The 15,802-nt window shown below is 74.3% G+C and carries 12 protein-coding genes; 5 read left to right on the top strand and 7 right to left on the bottom strand.

The genetic code is table 11. The annotated features are described in order from the left end of the window. Positions 1-76: 76 nt before the first annotated feature. Complete coding sequence (locus tag ACFW1I_RS34685) at positions 77-1,138, top strand: SCO7460 family lipoprotein (protein ID WP_384677470.1); 1,062 nt, start codon at positions 77-79, stop codon at positions 1,136-1,138. Positions 1,139-1,158: 20 nt separating this feature from the next. Here the strand turns inward: ACFW1I_RS34685 and ACFW1I_RS34680 are convergent, their stop codons facing one another. The 5 genes from ACFW1I_RS34680 to ACFW1I_RS34660 all read right to left on the bottom strand — a co-directional run bounded on the left by ACFW1I_RS34680 (position 1,159) and on the right by ACFW1I_RS34660 (position 7,928). Continuing rightward, positions 1,159-2,298, bottom strand: coding sequence for an XdhC family protein (locus ACFW1I_RS34680; RefSeq protein ID WP_384677468.1), 1,140 nt, complete (start codon positions 2,296-2,298; stop codon positions 1,159-1,161). Between the two features lie 36 nt (positions 2,299-2,334). After that, positions 2,335-3,807: an NCS2 family permease gene (locus ACFW1I_RS34675; protein WP_384677466.1), complete on the bottom strand. Its 1,473-nt coding sequence runs from the start codon at positions 3,805-3,807 to the stop codon at positions 2,335-2,337. A 238-nt stretch (positions 3,808-4,045) separates the two neighbouring features. Next, a complete protein-coding gene (locus ACFW1I_RS34670; RefSeq protein WP_384677464.1) occupies positions 4,046-6,433 on the bottom strand; it encodes a xanthine dehydrogenase family protein molybdopterin-binding subunit in 2,388 nt (795 codons plus the stop codon). A gap of 2 nt (positions 6,434-6,435) precedes the next feature. Next, entirely contained in the window at positions 6,436-7,032 is a 597-nt protein-coding gene (locus ACFW1I_RS34665) for a (2Fe-2S)-binding protein (RefSeq protein ID WP_384677462.1), read from the bottom strand. Between the two features lie 2 nt (positions 7,033-7,034). Next, positions 7,035-7,928: a xanthine dehydrogenase family protein subunit M gene (locus tag ACFW1I_RS34660; protein ID WP_031005159.1), complete on the bottom strand. Its 894-nt coding sequence runs from the start codon at positions 7,926-7,928 to the stop codon at positions 7,035-7,037. Positions 7,929-8,242: 314 nt separating this feature from the next. Between ACFW1I_RS34660 and ACFW1I_RS34655 the strand changes: the two genes are divergently transcribed. Both ACFW1I_RS34655 and ACFW1I_RS34650 read left to right on the top strand, forming a co-directional pair. Next, positions 8,243-9,937, top strand: a complete 1,695-nt coding sequence (locus tag ACFW1I_RS34655; protein ID WP_384677460.1) for a PucR family transcriptional regulator — start codon at positions 8,243-8,245, stop codon at positions 9,935-9,937. A 295-nt stretch (positions 9,938-10,232) separates the two neighbouring features. Beyond that, positions 10,233-11,036: a hypothetical protein gene (locus ACFW1I_RS34650; protein WP_384677458.1), complete on the top strand. Its 804-nt coding sequence runs from the start codon at positions 10,233-10,235 to the stop codon at positions 11,034-11,036. 28 nt (positions 11,037-11,064) lie between these two features. On the opposite strand, the gene ACFW1I_RS34645 is transcribed toward ACFW1I_RS34650, so the two are convergent. Further along, positions 11,065-12,651: a hypothetical protein gene (locus ACFW1I_RS34645; RefSeq protein WP_384677457.1), complete on the bottom strand. Its 1,587-nt coding sequence runs from the start codon at positions 12,649-12,651 to the stop codon at positions 11,065-11,067. 175 nt (positions 12,652-12,826) lie between these two features. Further along, on the bottom strand, positions 12,827-13,651 hold the full coding sequence (locus tag ACFW1I_RS34640; protein WP_384677455.1) for a GntR family transcriptional regulator: 825 nt from the start codon (positions 13,649-13,651) through the stop codon (positions 12,827-12,829). A gap of 194 nt (positions 13,652-13,845) precedes the next feature. Between ACFW1I_RS34640 and ACFW1I_RS34635 the strand changes: the two genes are divergently transcribed. Further along, the gene (locus tag ACFW1I_RS34635) at positions 13,846-14,715 is read left to right on the top strand and encodes a (2Fe-2S)-binding protein (RefSeq protein ID WP_384677453.1); all 870 of its coding nucleotides are present in this window, start codon (positions 13,846-13,848) and stop codon (positions 14,713-14,715) included. A 213-nt stretch (positions 14,716-14,928) separates the two neighbouring features. Beyond that, on the top strand, positions 14,929-15,802 hold an 874-nt coding region (locus ACFW1I_RS34630; protein ID WP_384677451.1), incomplete at its 3' end, for a DUF2637 domain-containing protein.

Genomic DNA, 15,802 nt, shown 5'->3' with positions numbered 1-15,802 from the left:
GAGTACCGCTACTCACGCGGGGCCGGCCGCCCCGGGCCTACCGTCGGGACAGGACACGACGGCGGGGGTGGGGCTGATGGGGTGGTCACGGGGCGGCGTCGGGCGGCGGGTGGCGGCCGCGGTCGCGCTGGTCGTCGCGGGCGTCGGGGTCGCGGGGTGCGGGACCTTCTCGACCCGCGACGACCGGCAGCGCGCGGTGGAGATCGCGGAGCGCGTCGCGCCGGGGCAGCTGGAGGTGGTGGACACCCGGTCGCTCTTCCCTCAGGACGGCGGCGCCGAGGTGAGCTTCCGGATCAAGGACGACGCCGACGCCGTGGTCCGCCTGCGGGTGGACGCCGAGAAGGACGACTGCGGGGGACGGTCCTGCGACGACCGGCTGACCGCCGCGCTCGCCGACGCCCGGCGGGGCGCCGACGGGTTCCGGGCGATGCGGCGGGAGTTCCGGGCCTGCGGGTACGAGGTCCACGGCCTGTCCGCCGACGGCACCGGGCCGTGGATCTCCGCGCGCCTGGACGCGGGCACCGCCCGCACGCTGGTGGCGTCCGTCGGGGTGTGCCTGGACCGCTGGTCCCGCGTGCGCGGCGACACCGCACCCGCCCACCTCGCCGTGAAGGTGGCCCCGCCGGACGTCCTGGACCGGCTCCCCGACGACGCCGGGCAGCCGTCCCTGATGCGGCTCACCGCCGGCAAGCGGCTGGCCGCGCTGACCCGGGGGACGTACCACCGGGTGGTGTTCCGGGCCGGCCCGGACGGCGTCGACCCGGATTCGGGCGAGGTGCACCTCGCCCAGCCGTTCGCCGAGCGGCAGCGCTTCGCGGCCGCCGCGCGGGCGGCGTCCGAGCGGTGGCTGCGGACCGGGGGCGGATCGCCGGAGGCGGTGGCCGGCGAGTACGTCGGCGTGTGGAAGCTGCTCCCGGGCCGCGTCGACCGGGTCGGCGGCTGGGTCCTGTTCTGCGACCGCCCCGAGGGCGAACGCCCGCGCTGCGTGGGCCGGCACGCCCTGTCGGTCACCGTGGGCCTCGACGGCGCCCTGGCCGCCGAGCCGAAGGTCTTCCGCGGCGTCCGGGACGCCGACGGCCCCCTGGGCCTGCCGACCGAGCAGGCCGGAGCCCCGTCGTACGCCTGGGTGCGCGGCTAAGGCGCGTCCTTCGCTGTCGCCTAGGCGACGGACCCTATGCGGCCCGCGACCGGGGCGTCCGGGCCGTCGTGGTGGATCGGGGTGTGGGCGCCGGTGAGGGAGGCGCCGCTGCCGCCGCGCCGGTTGGCGACGATCTCCGCGCCGATCGACAGGGCCGTCTCCTCGGGGGTGCGGGCGCCGAGGTCGAGGCCGATCGGCGAGCGCAGCCGGGCCAGTTCGAGTTCGGTGACGCCGACCTCTCGGAGCCGCTCGTTGCGGTCCTCGTGGGTGCGGCGGGAGCCCATCGCGCCGACGTAGGCGACGGGAAGCCGGAGCGCGGCCTGGAGGAGGGGGACGTCGAACTTGGCGTCGTGGGTGAGGACGCACAGCACGGTCCGGGCGTCGACCTCGGTCGACTCCAGGTAGCGGTGGGGCCATGCGACGACGATCTCGTCCGCCTCGGGGAAGCGGAGCCGCGTCGCGAAGACGGGCCGGGCGTCGCAGACGGTGACGTGGTAGCCGAGGAACTTGCCGACCCGGACGAGGGCGGACGCGAAGTCGATGGCACCGAAGACGATCATGCGGGGGGCCGGGACGGAGGACTCCACGAGCAGCGTCAGCGGCTGTCCGCAGCGGCTGCCGTCCTCGCCGATCTCCACCGTGCCGGTGCGGCCGGCGTCCAGCAGGGCGCGGGCCTCGGCGGCGGCGGTGCGGTCCAGCTCCGGGTGGCCGCCGAGCCTCCCCTCGTACGAGCCGTCCGGGTGGACCAGGAGCGCCTGGCCGAGCAGCTCCGCGGGGCCGGAGACGATCCGGGCGAGGGCCGCCGCCTCCCCCGAGACGGCGGCGGCCAGGGCGGCGGGGAAGACCCCGCCGCGGACCGGGGTGACGAGGATGTCGATGATGCCTCCGCAGGTCAGGCCGACCGCGAAGGCGTCCTCGTCGCTGTAGCCGAACCGCTCGACGACGACCTCGCCGTCGTCCAGCGCCGTCCGGCACAGCTCGTACACCGCGCCCTCCACGCACCCGCCGGAGACCGAGCCGATCGCGGTGCCCTCGCTGTCGACGGCGAGGGCGGCGCCGGGCTGCCGGGGCGCGCTGCCGCCGACGGCCACCACGGTGGCCACGGCGAAGTCGCGTCCCTGCTCGACCCACCGGTGCAGCTCTTCGGCGATGTCCAGCATGTCGGTCTCCTTGGCGGTGTGGGGAGGGCGGGGGCGTCAGCTGACGCCCAGCCAGCCCTCGATGGGGTGAAGGGCGAAGAACACGATGAAGATCGCGGTCAGGCACCACATGAACGCACCGACCTCGCGCGCCTTGCCCTGCGCCACCTTGATGACGGTGTAGGCGATGACGCCGGCCGCGACGCCCGGGGTGATGCTGTACGTGAACGGCATCAGCACCACGGTCAGGAAGACCGGGATGGCGACGGAGCTGTCGCCCCAGTTCACGTGCTTGGCGTTCATCATCATCATCGCGCCGATGACGACCAGCGCGGCGGATCCGACCTCGCGGGGCACGATCTGGGTGATCGGCGTGAAGAAGAGGCAGGCCGCGAAGAACAGGCCGGTGATCACCGAGGAGAAGCCGGTCCGGGCGCCCTCGCCGACGCCGGTGGCGGACTCCACGAAGACGGTCTGGCCGGAGGCGCCGGAGACGCCGCCGATCGCGCCGCCCGCGCCGTCGATGAACAGCGCCTTGGACAGGCCGGGCATCCGGCCCTTGTCGTCGGCCAGGTCGGCCTCGGTGCCGACGCCGATGATGGTGGCCATGGCGTCGAAGAAGCCGGCGAGCACCAGGGTGAAGACGATCACGCCGACGGTGATGTAGCCGACGTCGCCCCAGCCGCCGAAGGAGACGTCGCCGAAGAGCGAGAAGTCCGGGGTGGAGACCGCGCTGCCCTTGAGCTCCGGGGAGCCGTTGGCCCAGGAGCCGGGGCCCTTGGCGGGGATGTCGGCGACGGCGTTGACGATCAGCGAGATGACGGTGCCGGCGACGATGCCGATGAGGATCGCGCCCGGGACCTTGCGGGCCTGGAGGGCGAAGATCGCGAGCAGGGTGACGGCGAAGATCAGGACGGGCCAGCCGACCAGCTCACCGCCGGCGCCGAGCGTGACGGGCGGGCCGAACTGCGGGCCGGCGCCGACGAAGCCGGCCTTGTTGAAGCCGATCAGGGCGATGAAGAGGCCGATGCCGATGGTGATGCCGTGCTTGAGCGGCAGCGGGATGGCGTTCATGATCATCTCGCGGAGGCCGGTGACCACCAGGAGACAGATCACCACACCGTAGACGACGCACATGCCCATCGCCTGGGGCCAGGTCATCTGGGGCACGACCTGGGTGGCGAGCACACCGGAGACGCTGAGTCCCGCCGCGAGGACGAGCGGCACCTTGCCGACGAAGCCCATCAGCAGGGTGGTCACCGCCGCCGCGAAGGCGGTCGCGGTGATGACCGCGGAGGAGGCGAGGACGTTCTTCTCGACGTCCGGGCCTCCGAGGAGGATCGGGTTGAGCAGGAGGATGTACGCCATCGCCATGAAGGTGGTGACGCCACCGCGGATCTCCGTGCCGACGGAGGATCCTCTCTCCGAGATGTGAAAGTACCGGTCGAGCCAAGACCGTCCGGCGGGGTTGCGCGAGCCGGAGCCCGCGTCCTCCGCGGCGGTCTTCGGCTCCACAGACGACTGGGTCATGGGGCCTACTCCCAAGGTTCAAAGGGGCACCCGCATCAGACTTCGGAAGCTCTGACGTGAAGCTGCGGGATTTGGGATATTTCGTTGGCTGCACGACCCGGGGGACGGCCCGAGACGAACGGGGTACTGCGGGTACTTCGGGTGCTGCGGTACTGCGGGGGGGGGTACTGCGCTCCGGGCGGTGCGGGCGGGGAGGGACGTGTGACGTTCCTGGGAGGCGCACACCGCCCGGAGGGTCCTACAGGGTGCCGGTGAGCGCCTCGGGGCGGACCGGCGTCTTGTTCAGCTCCAGCCCGGTCGCCGCCCGGATCGCCGCGAGGACGGCCGGGGTGGACGACAGGGTCGGGGCCTCGCCGATGCCCCGGACGCCGTACGGCGCGTTGGGGTCGGCCAGTTCGAGGTAGTCGACCGGGATGGTCGGCGTGTCGAGGATGGTGGGGATCAGGTAGTCCGTGAAGGAGGGGTTGCGCACCTTCGCGGTCTTCGGGTCGACGATGATCTCCTCCATCACCGCGACGCCCAGGCCCTGGGTGGTGCCGCCCTGGATCTGGCCGACCACGGAGAGCGGGTTGACCGCCTTGCCGACGTCCTGGGCGCAGGCCAGCTCGATGACCTTGACGAGACCGAGCTCGGTGTCGACCTCCACCACCGCGCGGTGCGCGGCGAAGGCGTACTGGACGTGTCCGTCGCCCTGGCCGGTGACGAGGTCGAACGCCTGGGTCGGGCGGTGCCGCCACTCCTCCTCGACCTCCACGGCCTGGTCCTCCAGGACGTCCGCGATCGAGGCGAGGGCCTCGCCGTTGTCGGTGACGACCTTGCCGCCCTCCAGGAGGAGTTCGGCGTTGGCCCACGCCGGGTGGTACGAGCCGAACTTGCGCCGGCCGATCTCCAGGACCTTCTCGCGGACGAGCTCGCAGGAGTTCTTGATGGCGCCGCCGGTCATGTACGTCTGGCGGCCCGCGGAGGTCGAACCGGCCGAGCCCACCTGGGTGTCGGCGGGGTGGATGGTGACCTGCTGGACGCCGAGCTCGGTGCGGGCGATCTGCGCGTGGATGGTGACGCCGCCCTGGCCGACCTCCGCCGCGGCGGTGTGGACCATCGCGACCGGCTCGCCGTTGACGACCTCCAGGCGGATCTTGGCGGTGGAGTAGTCGTCGAAGCCCTCGGAGAAGCCGACGTTCTTGATGCCGACCGCGTAGCCGACACCGCGGACGACGCCCTCGCCGTGCGAGGTGTTGGAGAGGCCGCCCGGCAGCGCGCGGACGTCCGCGCCCTCGCCGGCGGTCTCCCACTGGCGCTCCGGCGGCATCGGGCGGGCCTTGACCATGCGGAGCAGCTCGGCGACCGGCGCCGGCGAGTCCACGATCTGGCCGGTCGGCATGACCGTGCCCTGCTCCATGGCGTTCAGCTGGCGCAGCTCCACCGGGTCCATGCCCAGCTTGGCGGCGAGCTTGTCCATCTGGGCCTCGTAGGCGAAGCACGCCTGGACCGCGCCGAAGCCGCGCATGGCGCCGCAGGGCGGGTTGTTGGTGTAGAGGCCGATCGCCTCGATCTCGACGTCCTCGACGACGTACGGGCCGATCGAGAGGGAGGAGGCGTTGCCGACGACCGACGCCGTGGACGACGCGTACGCGCCGCCGTCGAGGACGATCTTGCACTTCACGTGCGTGAGCTTGCCGTCCTTGGTGGCGCCGTGCTCGTAGTACAGCTTCGCGGGGTGCCGGTGGACGTGGCCGAAGAAGGACTCGTACCGGTTGTAGACCATCTTGACCGGCTTGCCGGTGCGCAGCGCGAGCAGCGAGGCGAGGATCTGCATGGAGATGTCCTCGCGGCCGCCGAAGGCGCCGCCGATGCCGGCCATGGTCATCCGGACCTTGTCCTCGGGCAGGCCGAGGCAGGGGGCGATCTGCTTGAGGTCCGAGTGCAGCCACTGGGTGGCGACGTACAGGTCGACGCCGCCGTCCTCGGCGGGTACGGCGAGGCCGGACTCGGGGCCGAGGAACGCCTGGTCCTGCATGCCGAAGGTGTACTCGCCCTTGACGATGACGTCGGCGCGCTTGGCGGCCTCGGCGGCGTTGCCGCGGATGATCGGCTGGCGGTGCACGATGTTGGGGTGCGGGACGTGACCGGAGTGGTGGTCGTCGCGGCCCTCGTGGACCAGGATCGCGTCCGGGGCGGTGGCCGACGCCTCGTCCGTGATGACCGGGAGCTCCCGGTACTCGATCACGATCTTGGCGGCGGCGCGGCGGGCGGTCTCCGGGTGGTCGGCGGCCACGAGGGCGACCGGCTCGCCGTGGTGGCGGACCTTGCCGTAGGCCAGGACGGGGGTGTCCTGGAACTCCATGCCGTAGTTCTTGGCGGCGGGGAGGTCCTCGTGGGTCATGACGGCGTAGACGCCGTCCATCGCGAGGGCCTCGGAGGTGTCGATGGACACGATCTCGGCGTGCGCGACGGTGGAGCGCAGGACCTGCCCCCACAGCATGTCCTCGTGCCACATGTCCGAGGAGTAGGCGAACTCGCCGGTGACCTTCAGGGTGCCGTCGGGGCGGAGGGTGGACTCGCCGACGCCGCCCCGGACGTGGTTCTGGGTGACGTCGCGGGGGATGCCCGTGGTGGTGCCAGCCATGATCAGACCGCCTCTCCCTGACGCTCCTGACGGGCGGCCGCGAGGCGGACCGCGTCGAGGATCTTCTCGTAACCGGTGCAGCGGCAGAGGTTGCCGGAGAGCGCCTCGCGGATGTCCGCGTCCGTCGGGGACGGGTTGCGCTCCAGCATCTCGTCGGCGGCGACCAGCAGGCCGGGGGTGCAGAAGCCGCACTGGACGGCGCCGGCGTCGATGAACGCCTGCTGGATGGGGCTCAGTTCGACGCCCTCGCCGGTCTGCGAGTCCTGCGCGGGCTTGGCCTCCCACCGCTTGGCCTCGTCGAGCGGGGTGCCGCAGGCGCCGGAGGCGCAACCGCCCTGTGCCTCGCGCTCCTTGGCGAAGTCGGCGAGGCCCTCGACGGTGACGACCTCGCGGCCCTCGACCTGGCCGGCCGCGACCAGACAGGAGCAGACCGGCACGCCGTCGAGGCGGACCGTGCAGGAGCCGCACTCGCCCTGCTCGCAGGCGTTCTTGGAGCCCGGCAGGCCCAGCCGCTCGCGGAGCACGTAGAGGAGGGACTCGCCCTCCCAGACGTCGTCGGCTTCCTGCGGACGACCGTTGACCGTGAAATTGACGCGCATGATCAGGCAGCTCCCTCAAGCGTGCGGCCGGCGCCGCGGTACTGCTCCCAGGTCCAGCCGAGCTGGCGGCGGGCCATGATTCCGACGGCGTGGCGGCGGTACTTCGCGGTGCCACGGACGTCGTCGATCGGGTTGGCGGCGCCCGAGCAGAGGTCGGCGAACTGCTTCGCGATCGACGGGGTGATGATCTTGCCGCTCTCCCAGAAGCCGCCCTCCTCCAGGGCCGCGTTCAGGAAGTTCTCGGCCTCCTTGGCGCGGATCGGGGTGGGCGCGGCCGAGCCGATGCCGGTGCGCACGGTGCGGGTCTCCGGGTGCAGCGCCAGGCCGAAGGCGCAGACGGCGATGACCATCGCGTTGCGGGTGCCGACCTTGGAGTACTGCTGGGGGCCGTCCGCCTTCTTGATGTGGACGGTCTTGATGAGCTCGTCGGGCTGGAGCGCGTTGCGCTTCACGCCGGTGTAGAACTCGTCGATCGGGATGAAGCGGCTGCCGCGGGCCTGCGACTCGACCTCGACCTCGGCGCCGGCGGCGAGGAGGGCGGGGTGGGCGTCACCGGCCGGGGAGGCGGTGCCGAGGTTGCCGCCGACGCCGCCGCGGTTGCGGATCTGCGGGGAGGCGACCGTGTGCGAGGCGAGCGCCAGGCCCGGCAGCTCGGCCCGCAGGTTCTCCATGATCTGCGTGTACGGAACGGAAGCGCCGAGTCGGACGTTCTCCTCGCCGACCTCCCACTCGCGCAGCAGCTCGATGCGGTTCAGGTCCAGCAGGTACTCGGGGCGCCGGTGGTCGAAGTTGATCTCGACCATGACGTCGGTACCGCCGGCGATGGGCACGGCCGTGGGGTGCTCGGCCTTGGCGGCGAGCGCCTCCTCCCAGCTGGCGGGGCGAAGGAAGTCCATGGTGGCTCTCTTCTAGTGATTCTGGTGATCGGGGCCGGACGACTGGATCCCGGGGGGCGTTCGGCCCTCGACTTCGGTGTTCATGTCCTGTTCACGCGGTGTGTGGCCTAGTACACAAGCCACGGTGGCCGGGGTGCAGTCACCGAAAACATGAAGGAGTTGGCCGGTGCCCCGGCACGTCTTGTAGATTCGAACGAAAGACGGGGAACGGATACCTCGCCGTTTCCCCCTGGAAACAGCGACACCACCCGAACGACCCCACCGTCGAATACGCGACAACCCCACCACCCACTCGAAGGAACGGCGGCGACACGATGCGGCTGCGCGCACTGCTGGAGAACGACGCGCTCGGGCTGCGCCTGCTGGGCGGCGAGGACGAGCTGGACCGCTCCGTCCGCGGCGTGATGACCACGGACCTCAAGGATCCCAGCAGGTACCTGTCCGGCGGCGAGCTGGTCCTCACCGGCCTGGCCTGGCTGCGGGAGCCGGCCGAGGCCGAGCCCTTCGTCCGGATCCTCAGCCAGGCCGGGGTGGCCGCGCTGGCGGCCGGCGAGGCCGAGCTGGGCGACATCCCCGACGATCTCGTACAGGCGTGTTCGCGCCACCGGCTGCCGCTCTTCGCGGTCAACGAGTCCGTTGCGTTCGCGACGATCACCGAGCACGTTGTTCGACAGGTGTCCGGCGAGCGGGCCGGCGACCTGGCCGCCGTCGTGGACCGGCACAGGCGTCTGATGACCTCGGGCCCGGCGGGCGGCGGCCCGGAGGCCGTCCTCGATCTGCTCGGCTCCGACCTGGACCTGCGCGCCTGGGTCCTCTCCCCCACCGGACGGCAGATCGCGGGGGCCGGCGAGCCGCTGGAACCGGCCCTCGCGGCCGGCCTGGCGGGCGAGCACCTGGCCGCCACCCGCACCGGCCGGCGCGGCCCGCACCGGCTGACCGTGCAGGGCACCACGTACTCGCTCTTCCCGATCCGGAACACGTCCCGGGCCGCCGCGCCCGCCGCCCGGGACGTCCGGGAGACCGTGCTCTCCGACTGGCTGCTCGCCGTCGAGGCGGACGCCGGGGACTGGCCGGCCGCCCGGCTCGACCTGCTCCAGGGCGTCACCCAGCTGATCTCGGTGGAGCGCGACCGGCGCGACGCGGCCCGTACGGTGCGCCGCCGGCTCGCCCAGGAGGTGCTGGAGCTGGTGCAGACGGGCGCCGCGCCCGCCGAGATCGCCGCCCGGCTGCGGGTCGCCGCCCCGGTGCTGCTGCCCGGCCTCGGCGCCGCCCCGCACTGGCAGGTCGTCGTCGCCCGCGTCGAGTGGGACCAGGAGGGCGGCCAGTCCCCGGTGGAGCCCGGCCCGGTCACCCAGGCGCTCCTGGAGGAGATCCTGGTCGACCCGGCGACCGTCGGCGCCGAGTCCGCCGACCGGATCGCCGTCGCCCACACCGGCGACGAGGCCATCGCCCTGGTGCCGCTGGCCGCGGGGCCGATCCCGGAGAGCGAGGACGACGGCCCGGCGCCCGCCCTGGGCCTGCACGCCGACGCCCTGCTCGCCGCGGTACGGGCTCCGCTCTCGGCCGGCCTCGCCGACGACGGGCGGCTGACCCTCGGCGTCTCCGCCGCCGTGCACTCGGCGGAGGGGCTGCGCGGCGCCCTGGAGGAGGCCCGGCACGCCCGCCGGGTGGCCGCGGCCCGCCCCGGCCGGGTCTGCGCGGCCGGCCACCACGAGCTGGCCTCGCACGTCCTGCTGCTGCCCTTCGTCCCGGACGACGTGCGGCGCGCCTTCACGGCCCGGCTGCTCGACCCGCTGCGGGACTACGACCGGCGCCACCGCGCGGAGCTGATCCCGACGCTGGAGGCGTTCCTGGACTGCGACGGCTCCTGGACGCGCTGCGCGACCCGGCTGCACCTGCACGTGAACACGCTGCGGTACCGGGTCGGCCGGATCGAGCAGCTGACCGGCCGCGACCTCTCCCGCCTGGAGGACAAGCTCGACTTCTTCCTGGCCTTGCGGATGAGCTGACGGGCCGCCCCGGAAGATCCGGAATTCACTCCTTCGGTTGAGTCTGGAGGGGTGGCGGAAGGCCCCTCGGGTCGCTCCTCCCGGTCCGCCCGCCGCACCACCGCTCTCCCTGATCACCGCCGTGATCACGGGCCTCAGGGCCCTCCGACGCCCCGCCGGACCCGGTTCCGGCGGGGCGTCACGGCTGCCCCGCGGCTTTGTGAAATTTTTCACCCGACCCCTTGGCCGGGTACGTCCGTTCATGCTGAGATGCCGTCCTACTCAACAGCTCGACGGCGCGCTCGGGGAGGGCAATGTGGCGGACACCGCCATGTCTGGTTCCGAATCAGGGGGCGGCGCACGTCCGTCCCTCGCCTACGGCAAGGAGACTCCGGTGGAGACCGCCATATGGCGGCTCCGCTCCCGCGGCTGCTGGGCCGACGCGGCGGCGCTGCTCGCCCCCCGCGTCCACGAACCGGCCGCGGCGCTCGAACGGGCCGCGCTGCTGATCGAGCGCTGCCTCTACACCGAACAGGGCTGGGCCGAGGCCGAGGAGGCGCTGCGCGCCGCCGAGGCGGTCGCGAGCAGCGACGAGGAACGCGGGGCGGCGGCCTGCGAACGCGGCTATCTCGCCTACGCCTCCACGCTGTTGGGCGTCCGCGACCGGGCCGACGAGGCCCGGATGGCGCTGGGCCGGGCGGCGGCGCTGATCGCCCCCTCCGAGCGGGGCCGTCCGCTGCTCGACTACCGGCGCGGGCTGATGGCGCAGAACCTGGGCGACTCCCCGCAGGCGGCGCGGGCCGCGTACCGCCGCGCGCACGCCGGGGCCACCGCGCAGGGCGACTCGCTGCTGCTCTCCTCCACCTGGCGCCATCTCGCCGGCCTCGCGCTGCGCGAGGGCGAGCTGGCCGAGGCCCGCCACGGCTTCGCCGAATCGCTGCGGATCCGGGAGGAGTTGGGCTATCTGGTGGGTACGGCTCCGGCGCTGACGGCGCTGGCCGACACGGAGACGGAGCCGGAGGCGGGCCGGCTGCGCGCCGAGGCCCGCCGCCTCTTCCGCCTCCTCGGCGGCGTACCGACCTGGCTGGCGGGCCAGTTGACCCCGCGCACCGCCATGTGAGGCTCCGTAGAGCCTTCTTGAGGGTCCGTCACTTTCCGTGCGGCTCCAGGCAGACGAGGCTCTCGTCGGTGCCGACGAGGAGGGCCCCGGTGGCCGTGACGGCGACGGCGCGGACCGCCGGGCCGGGCCGGAAGGCGCGCCGCCGACCGCCCTCCGTGGGGATCAGCTCCACCCGCCCGTCGGCCCAGGCGGCCGCGACGAGCGGGCCGCCGGGGGTGGGGGCCGCGTGCAGGGCGACCACCGGCGCCCGGCGCTCCGCGAGCGGTTCGGCGACCGGCGGGCGTCCCGGCGTCCAGAGCCGTACGGTGCCGTCGGCGCCGCCCGAGCAGACGAACGGGGTCCCGGACTCGACGGCGGTCACGGCGGTGACCCGGCCGCTGTGCGAGGCGGCCTGGTGGAGGCCGTTGACGCCGAAGGCGTGCACCGAGCCGAGCCGGTCCCCCACCACCACCGAGCCCGCGATGGCCGCGAGCGCCGTGCCCGGGTGCCGGGACAGGGTGGTGGAGACGGCCTCGGTGAGCCGCTCCAGATAGGGCGGGCGCGGCGCCGTGCCCCGTACGGTGTGCAGCCGGCCGCGCTCGTCGAGCAGCAGCACCGTCCCGTCGGCGGTGGGCGCGAGGGCGGTGATCCGGCCGCCGGCCCGGTGGGCGAGCCGCCCCGCGCCGGAGGCGTCCGCCTCCCGCAGCAACCGGACGGTGCCGGTGCGGTCGCCGACCAGCACCAGATCGGCCGAGGGCCCACCGGCCGTCGCCCCCAGCACCGCGACCGGGCCCGGCCACGGCGGGGTGACGTCGCCCCGGTGACGGGCCCACCGCAGCCGCCACGGCGCGGGCGCCGCCCGCTCGGCGAGGGCGGGCCGCAGCCGGGGGTCGGCGCCGTCGCCGAGCGCGGTCAGCAGCACCCGCGCCCGGCCGGCCGGGCCGTCCGCCGCGCACACCGCCTGCCCGGCCCGCAGCCAGGCGTCGCGCAGCCCGCCGTGGTCGTCGGCGGAGGCCGTCGCGTACCCGGTGGTGACGAGGAGCGGGTCGGCGGCGCAGACGGCGGCGGGATCGGAGAGGTCGGGGAGCGGCGGGGCGGGCGGGACGGGCTCGGGTCCGGCGTCCCCGTCGAGGTCGACCACGGTGGTCCGGGCGGCCCGGGGCGGCCGGGTGCCGGTGCGGGCCTCCACCACGAGCCGGATCCGCCCGACCTCGGCGAGCCCGGTGAGCAGGTCGGCGACGGCCTCCGGTTCGGCGGCGGCGTGCAGGTCGGTGAGGAGGAGCACGGTCCGGCCGGTGCGGCGGGCCTCGCTGGTGGCGAGGGTGTGGACGAGGTCGGCCGGTGTCCTGGCGACCACGCCGAGCCGGTTCGCGAGGGTCCAGGCGACGCCGAGGGCGCTCTGCCCGGCGAGCGGCACGAGGATCCGGTCGGTCCTGGTCCGGCCGCGCCGGGCCCGGGTCTCGTGCGCCGCGAGCCAGCCGAGCAGGGCGGTCTTGCCGCTGCCGGGGGCGCCGGTGACCACGCACAGGCGGGGTGCGTCGGGGTCGGTGAGCCAGCCGAGCAGGGCGGCGGCCTCGGGTTGCGTACCGATGGAGGGTCGGCGTCCGTCCGGCGGGGACGGGATCGCGGACGGCATGGGGCAACCTCACGGGCGGCGCGGTGCGGGCGGCTGTCGCCCACGACCTTAGTGGGCGCGGGGCCCGGGCAGACCGCCCGTCGCGGGACCGGTCTCCCCGGGGGCGGATGTCACGTCCTCGGGCCGTGGCCCGCCGCGATCGTCCTGATCCGGTCGGCCCGACGGGGGCGGTTCGTCAGCCGTTCGCGCCGGTGAAGTGTTCGCGGACCAGCTCCTCGACGACCGGGAGGTCCTGGGCGGCCAGGGCGTCGAGGAGCGCGGTGTGTTCGGCGGCGTCGGCGACGAGGTCCGCGTGGCGCGGGACCGGGGCGCTGAGGAGCGGCCACTGGGAGCGGCGGTGGAGGTCGTCGGCGATGGACAGGAGCTGTTCGTTGCCGGCGAGGGCGAGGACCGCGCGGTGGAAGGCGCGGTCGGTCTCGGCGTAGTGGGCGCGGTCGCCGCGGGCCGCGGCGGCGCCGGTGGCCTCGGCGAGCGGGCGCAGCGCGGTCCAGCGGTCGGCCGGGACGGTGCGGGCCAGCCGGAGCATGACCGGGACCTCGATCAGCGCCCGCACCTCGGCCAGCTCGGCCAGCTCGCGGGGGGTGCGGACGATCACGCGGAAGCCGCGGTTGGGGACGACCTCGACGGCGCCCTCGGCGGCGAGGCGCTGCATGGCCTCGCGGACGGGCGTCGCGGAGACGCCGAAGCGTTCGCCGAGGACGGGGGCGGAGTACACCTCGCCGGGGCTCAGTTCGCCGGCCACGAGGGCGGTCCGCAGGGCGTCGAGGATCTGGCCCCGGACGGAGTGGCGCCGCACGGTGCGGGGGCCGTCGCCGGGGAAGACGTACGGGGCCTCGCCGTGGGTGTGCTCGCCGCGGGCCTGCTCGCTCCGGGCCTGTTCCGGGACGCGGGCGGTGTCCCGGGCGGCTCCGTACGCGGCGTCCGGCCGCCCGTTCCCGGGGTCGCCGAATCGCACGGACGACCCTTCCGTCGCCCGCTCGCGCGCTGCGCCCTGCTCCACCCGGGTCCTCCTGCGGCCTCGTGCCGGGCCCGGCTCGCGATACCGGGGTCCCCTGTGCACCATAGGCGAACGGACCGTTCCGCGGGACCGCGCCCGTGCGGCGCAGGTGGGAAGGGGTCCGCAGGTGGTGAGACGCGATGCCGTTTCGGGTAAGGTAAGGCTAACCTGCTAACGATCGCGATTCGGTGGTCCGCATGACCGTCCCCGCTCTGCTGCCTTCCCCGCTCGCCTCGCCCGTCGCGGCCGCGTACGCCCGGCTCACCGAGGTGTTCCCCGGCCTGCGCGTGGAGGAGACCGCCGGGGACGCGCGGCTGCCGAGCGGCGCCGGCTGGGTCCGCGCCGAGGAGCTCGCCGCCGGCGGGGCCGCCCTGGACGCCTTCCTCGCCTGGGACAACGCGCAGGTGCTGCGGGACTACGGCCGGCAGGCCCGCCCCGACGTCGTCGCGAGCTTCGGGCTGCACCGCTACGCCTGGCCCGCCTGCCTCCTGGTGACCGTCCCCTGGTTCCTGCACCGCCGGGTCCCCCGCCTCCCCGTCGGCGCCGTGTCCTTCCAGCGCGCGCTGGGCCGGATGGCGGTCCGGGTCGAGGAGTTCGCCTGCCTGCCGGGCGACCCCGCCGCCACGCTGCCCGGCGCCCGGGTGGTCGCCGACGAGGACGCCCTGCGCGCCGAGGTGCGCGCCTCGCTCGCCGAGCACTTCGAGGCCCTGCTCACCGGCTTCGGCCCGCGGATGCGGCGCGGGAAGCGCGCCCTGTGGGGGATGGTGACGGACGAGATCGTGGAGAGCCTCTGGTACATCGGCGCCCTGCTCGGCGAGGAGGAGCGGGCGACGGCCGAGCTGGAGGAGCTGCTGCCGGGGACCGGCGGCAGGCCGGAGAAGCCGTACGCGGGCGGCGCCGGGTTCCGCCCGCTGCCCGGGGCCGAGGGGCCGGACGGCACCCCGCGCGCCACCCGGGACCGGGCCGCCTGCTGCTTCTTCTACACGCTGCGCCCCGAGGACACCTGTCTCACGTGTCCGCGCACCTGTGACGCCGACCGGGTCCGGCGACTCACGGCGACCGCCTGAGCCGTCCGCCGCCCCAGGCGCCTCACACCACCCTCACGAGTGACGCGAATCGAACACAACTCCAGTCCCACTGAGAGGTGTTCGAGCAGAAGGTACCTATTCGTATGCCCTGAGCCCCCGTTGGCGTGCTCTTGCCCCGAAACCCCGTGAGCCCACCGATCGGTCGGACAGTATGGGCGGCCAAACGCCCCACTGCGATGCGAGGGACACCGCATGAGACTGACCGACATATCGCTGGACTGGCTGCTTCCGGGCGGCGTGATGGTGGCCGGAGTCCTGACGGCGGTGGCGGTGCTCGCGCGCGGGAAGCGCGCCGGTGACCAGGCCGCGGCCGAGGACTCCTGGGAGCGCAGCGAGGAGCGGCGCCGACGCAAGGAGGCCATCTACGGATTCGCCTCGTACGGGCTGCTGTTCTGCTGCGCCGCGGTCGCGGCGGCGCTCTCCTTCCACGGGCTCGTCGGCTTCGGCCGGCAGAACCTCAACCTGACCGGCGGCTGGGAGTACCTGGTCCCGTTCGGCCTCGACGGCGCCGCGATGTTCTGTTCGGTGCTCGCCGTCCGCGAGGCCAGCCACGGCGACGCGGCCCTCGGCTCCCGTCTCCTGGTCTGGCTCTTCGCGGGCGCGGCGGCCTGGTTCAACTGGGTGCACGCGCCGCGCGGCCTGGGCCACGACGGGGCCCCGCAGTTCTTCGCGGGGATGTCCCTGTCGGCGGCGGTCCTCTTCGACCGGGCGCTGAAGCAGACCCGCCGGGCGGCGCTGCGCGAGCAGGGCCTGGTGCCCCGCCCGCTGCCGCAGATCCGGATCGTGCGCTGGATAAGGGCTCCGCGGGAGACCTTCGCCGCCTGGTCGCTGATGCTCCTGGAGGGCGTGCGGACCCTGGACGAGGCCGTGGACGAGGTCCGGGAGGACCGGCGGGAGAAGGAGCAGAACCGGATCCGCCGGCGGGAGCAGGCCAAGCTCGACCGGGCGCAGATCAAGGCGCTCAACCGCCAGCACCGGGCCTTCGGGCGCGGCGGCGGGCGTCAGGTGGAGGGGGGGGGGGGGGGGGCGCCCCCCCCCCCCGGGGGGGGGGGGGGGCCCCCCCCCC

The organism is Streptomyces sp. NPDC058955 (genome assembly GCF_042741435.1).
Lineage (GTDB): Bacteria > Actinomycetota > Actinomycetes > Streptomycetales > Streptomycetaceae > Streptomyces.
The sequence above is the reverse complement of the archived record's forward strand: the minus strand, read 5'-3'. Positions and strand labels throughout refer to the sequence as shown.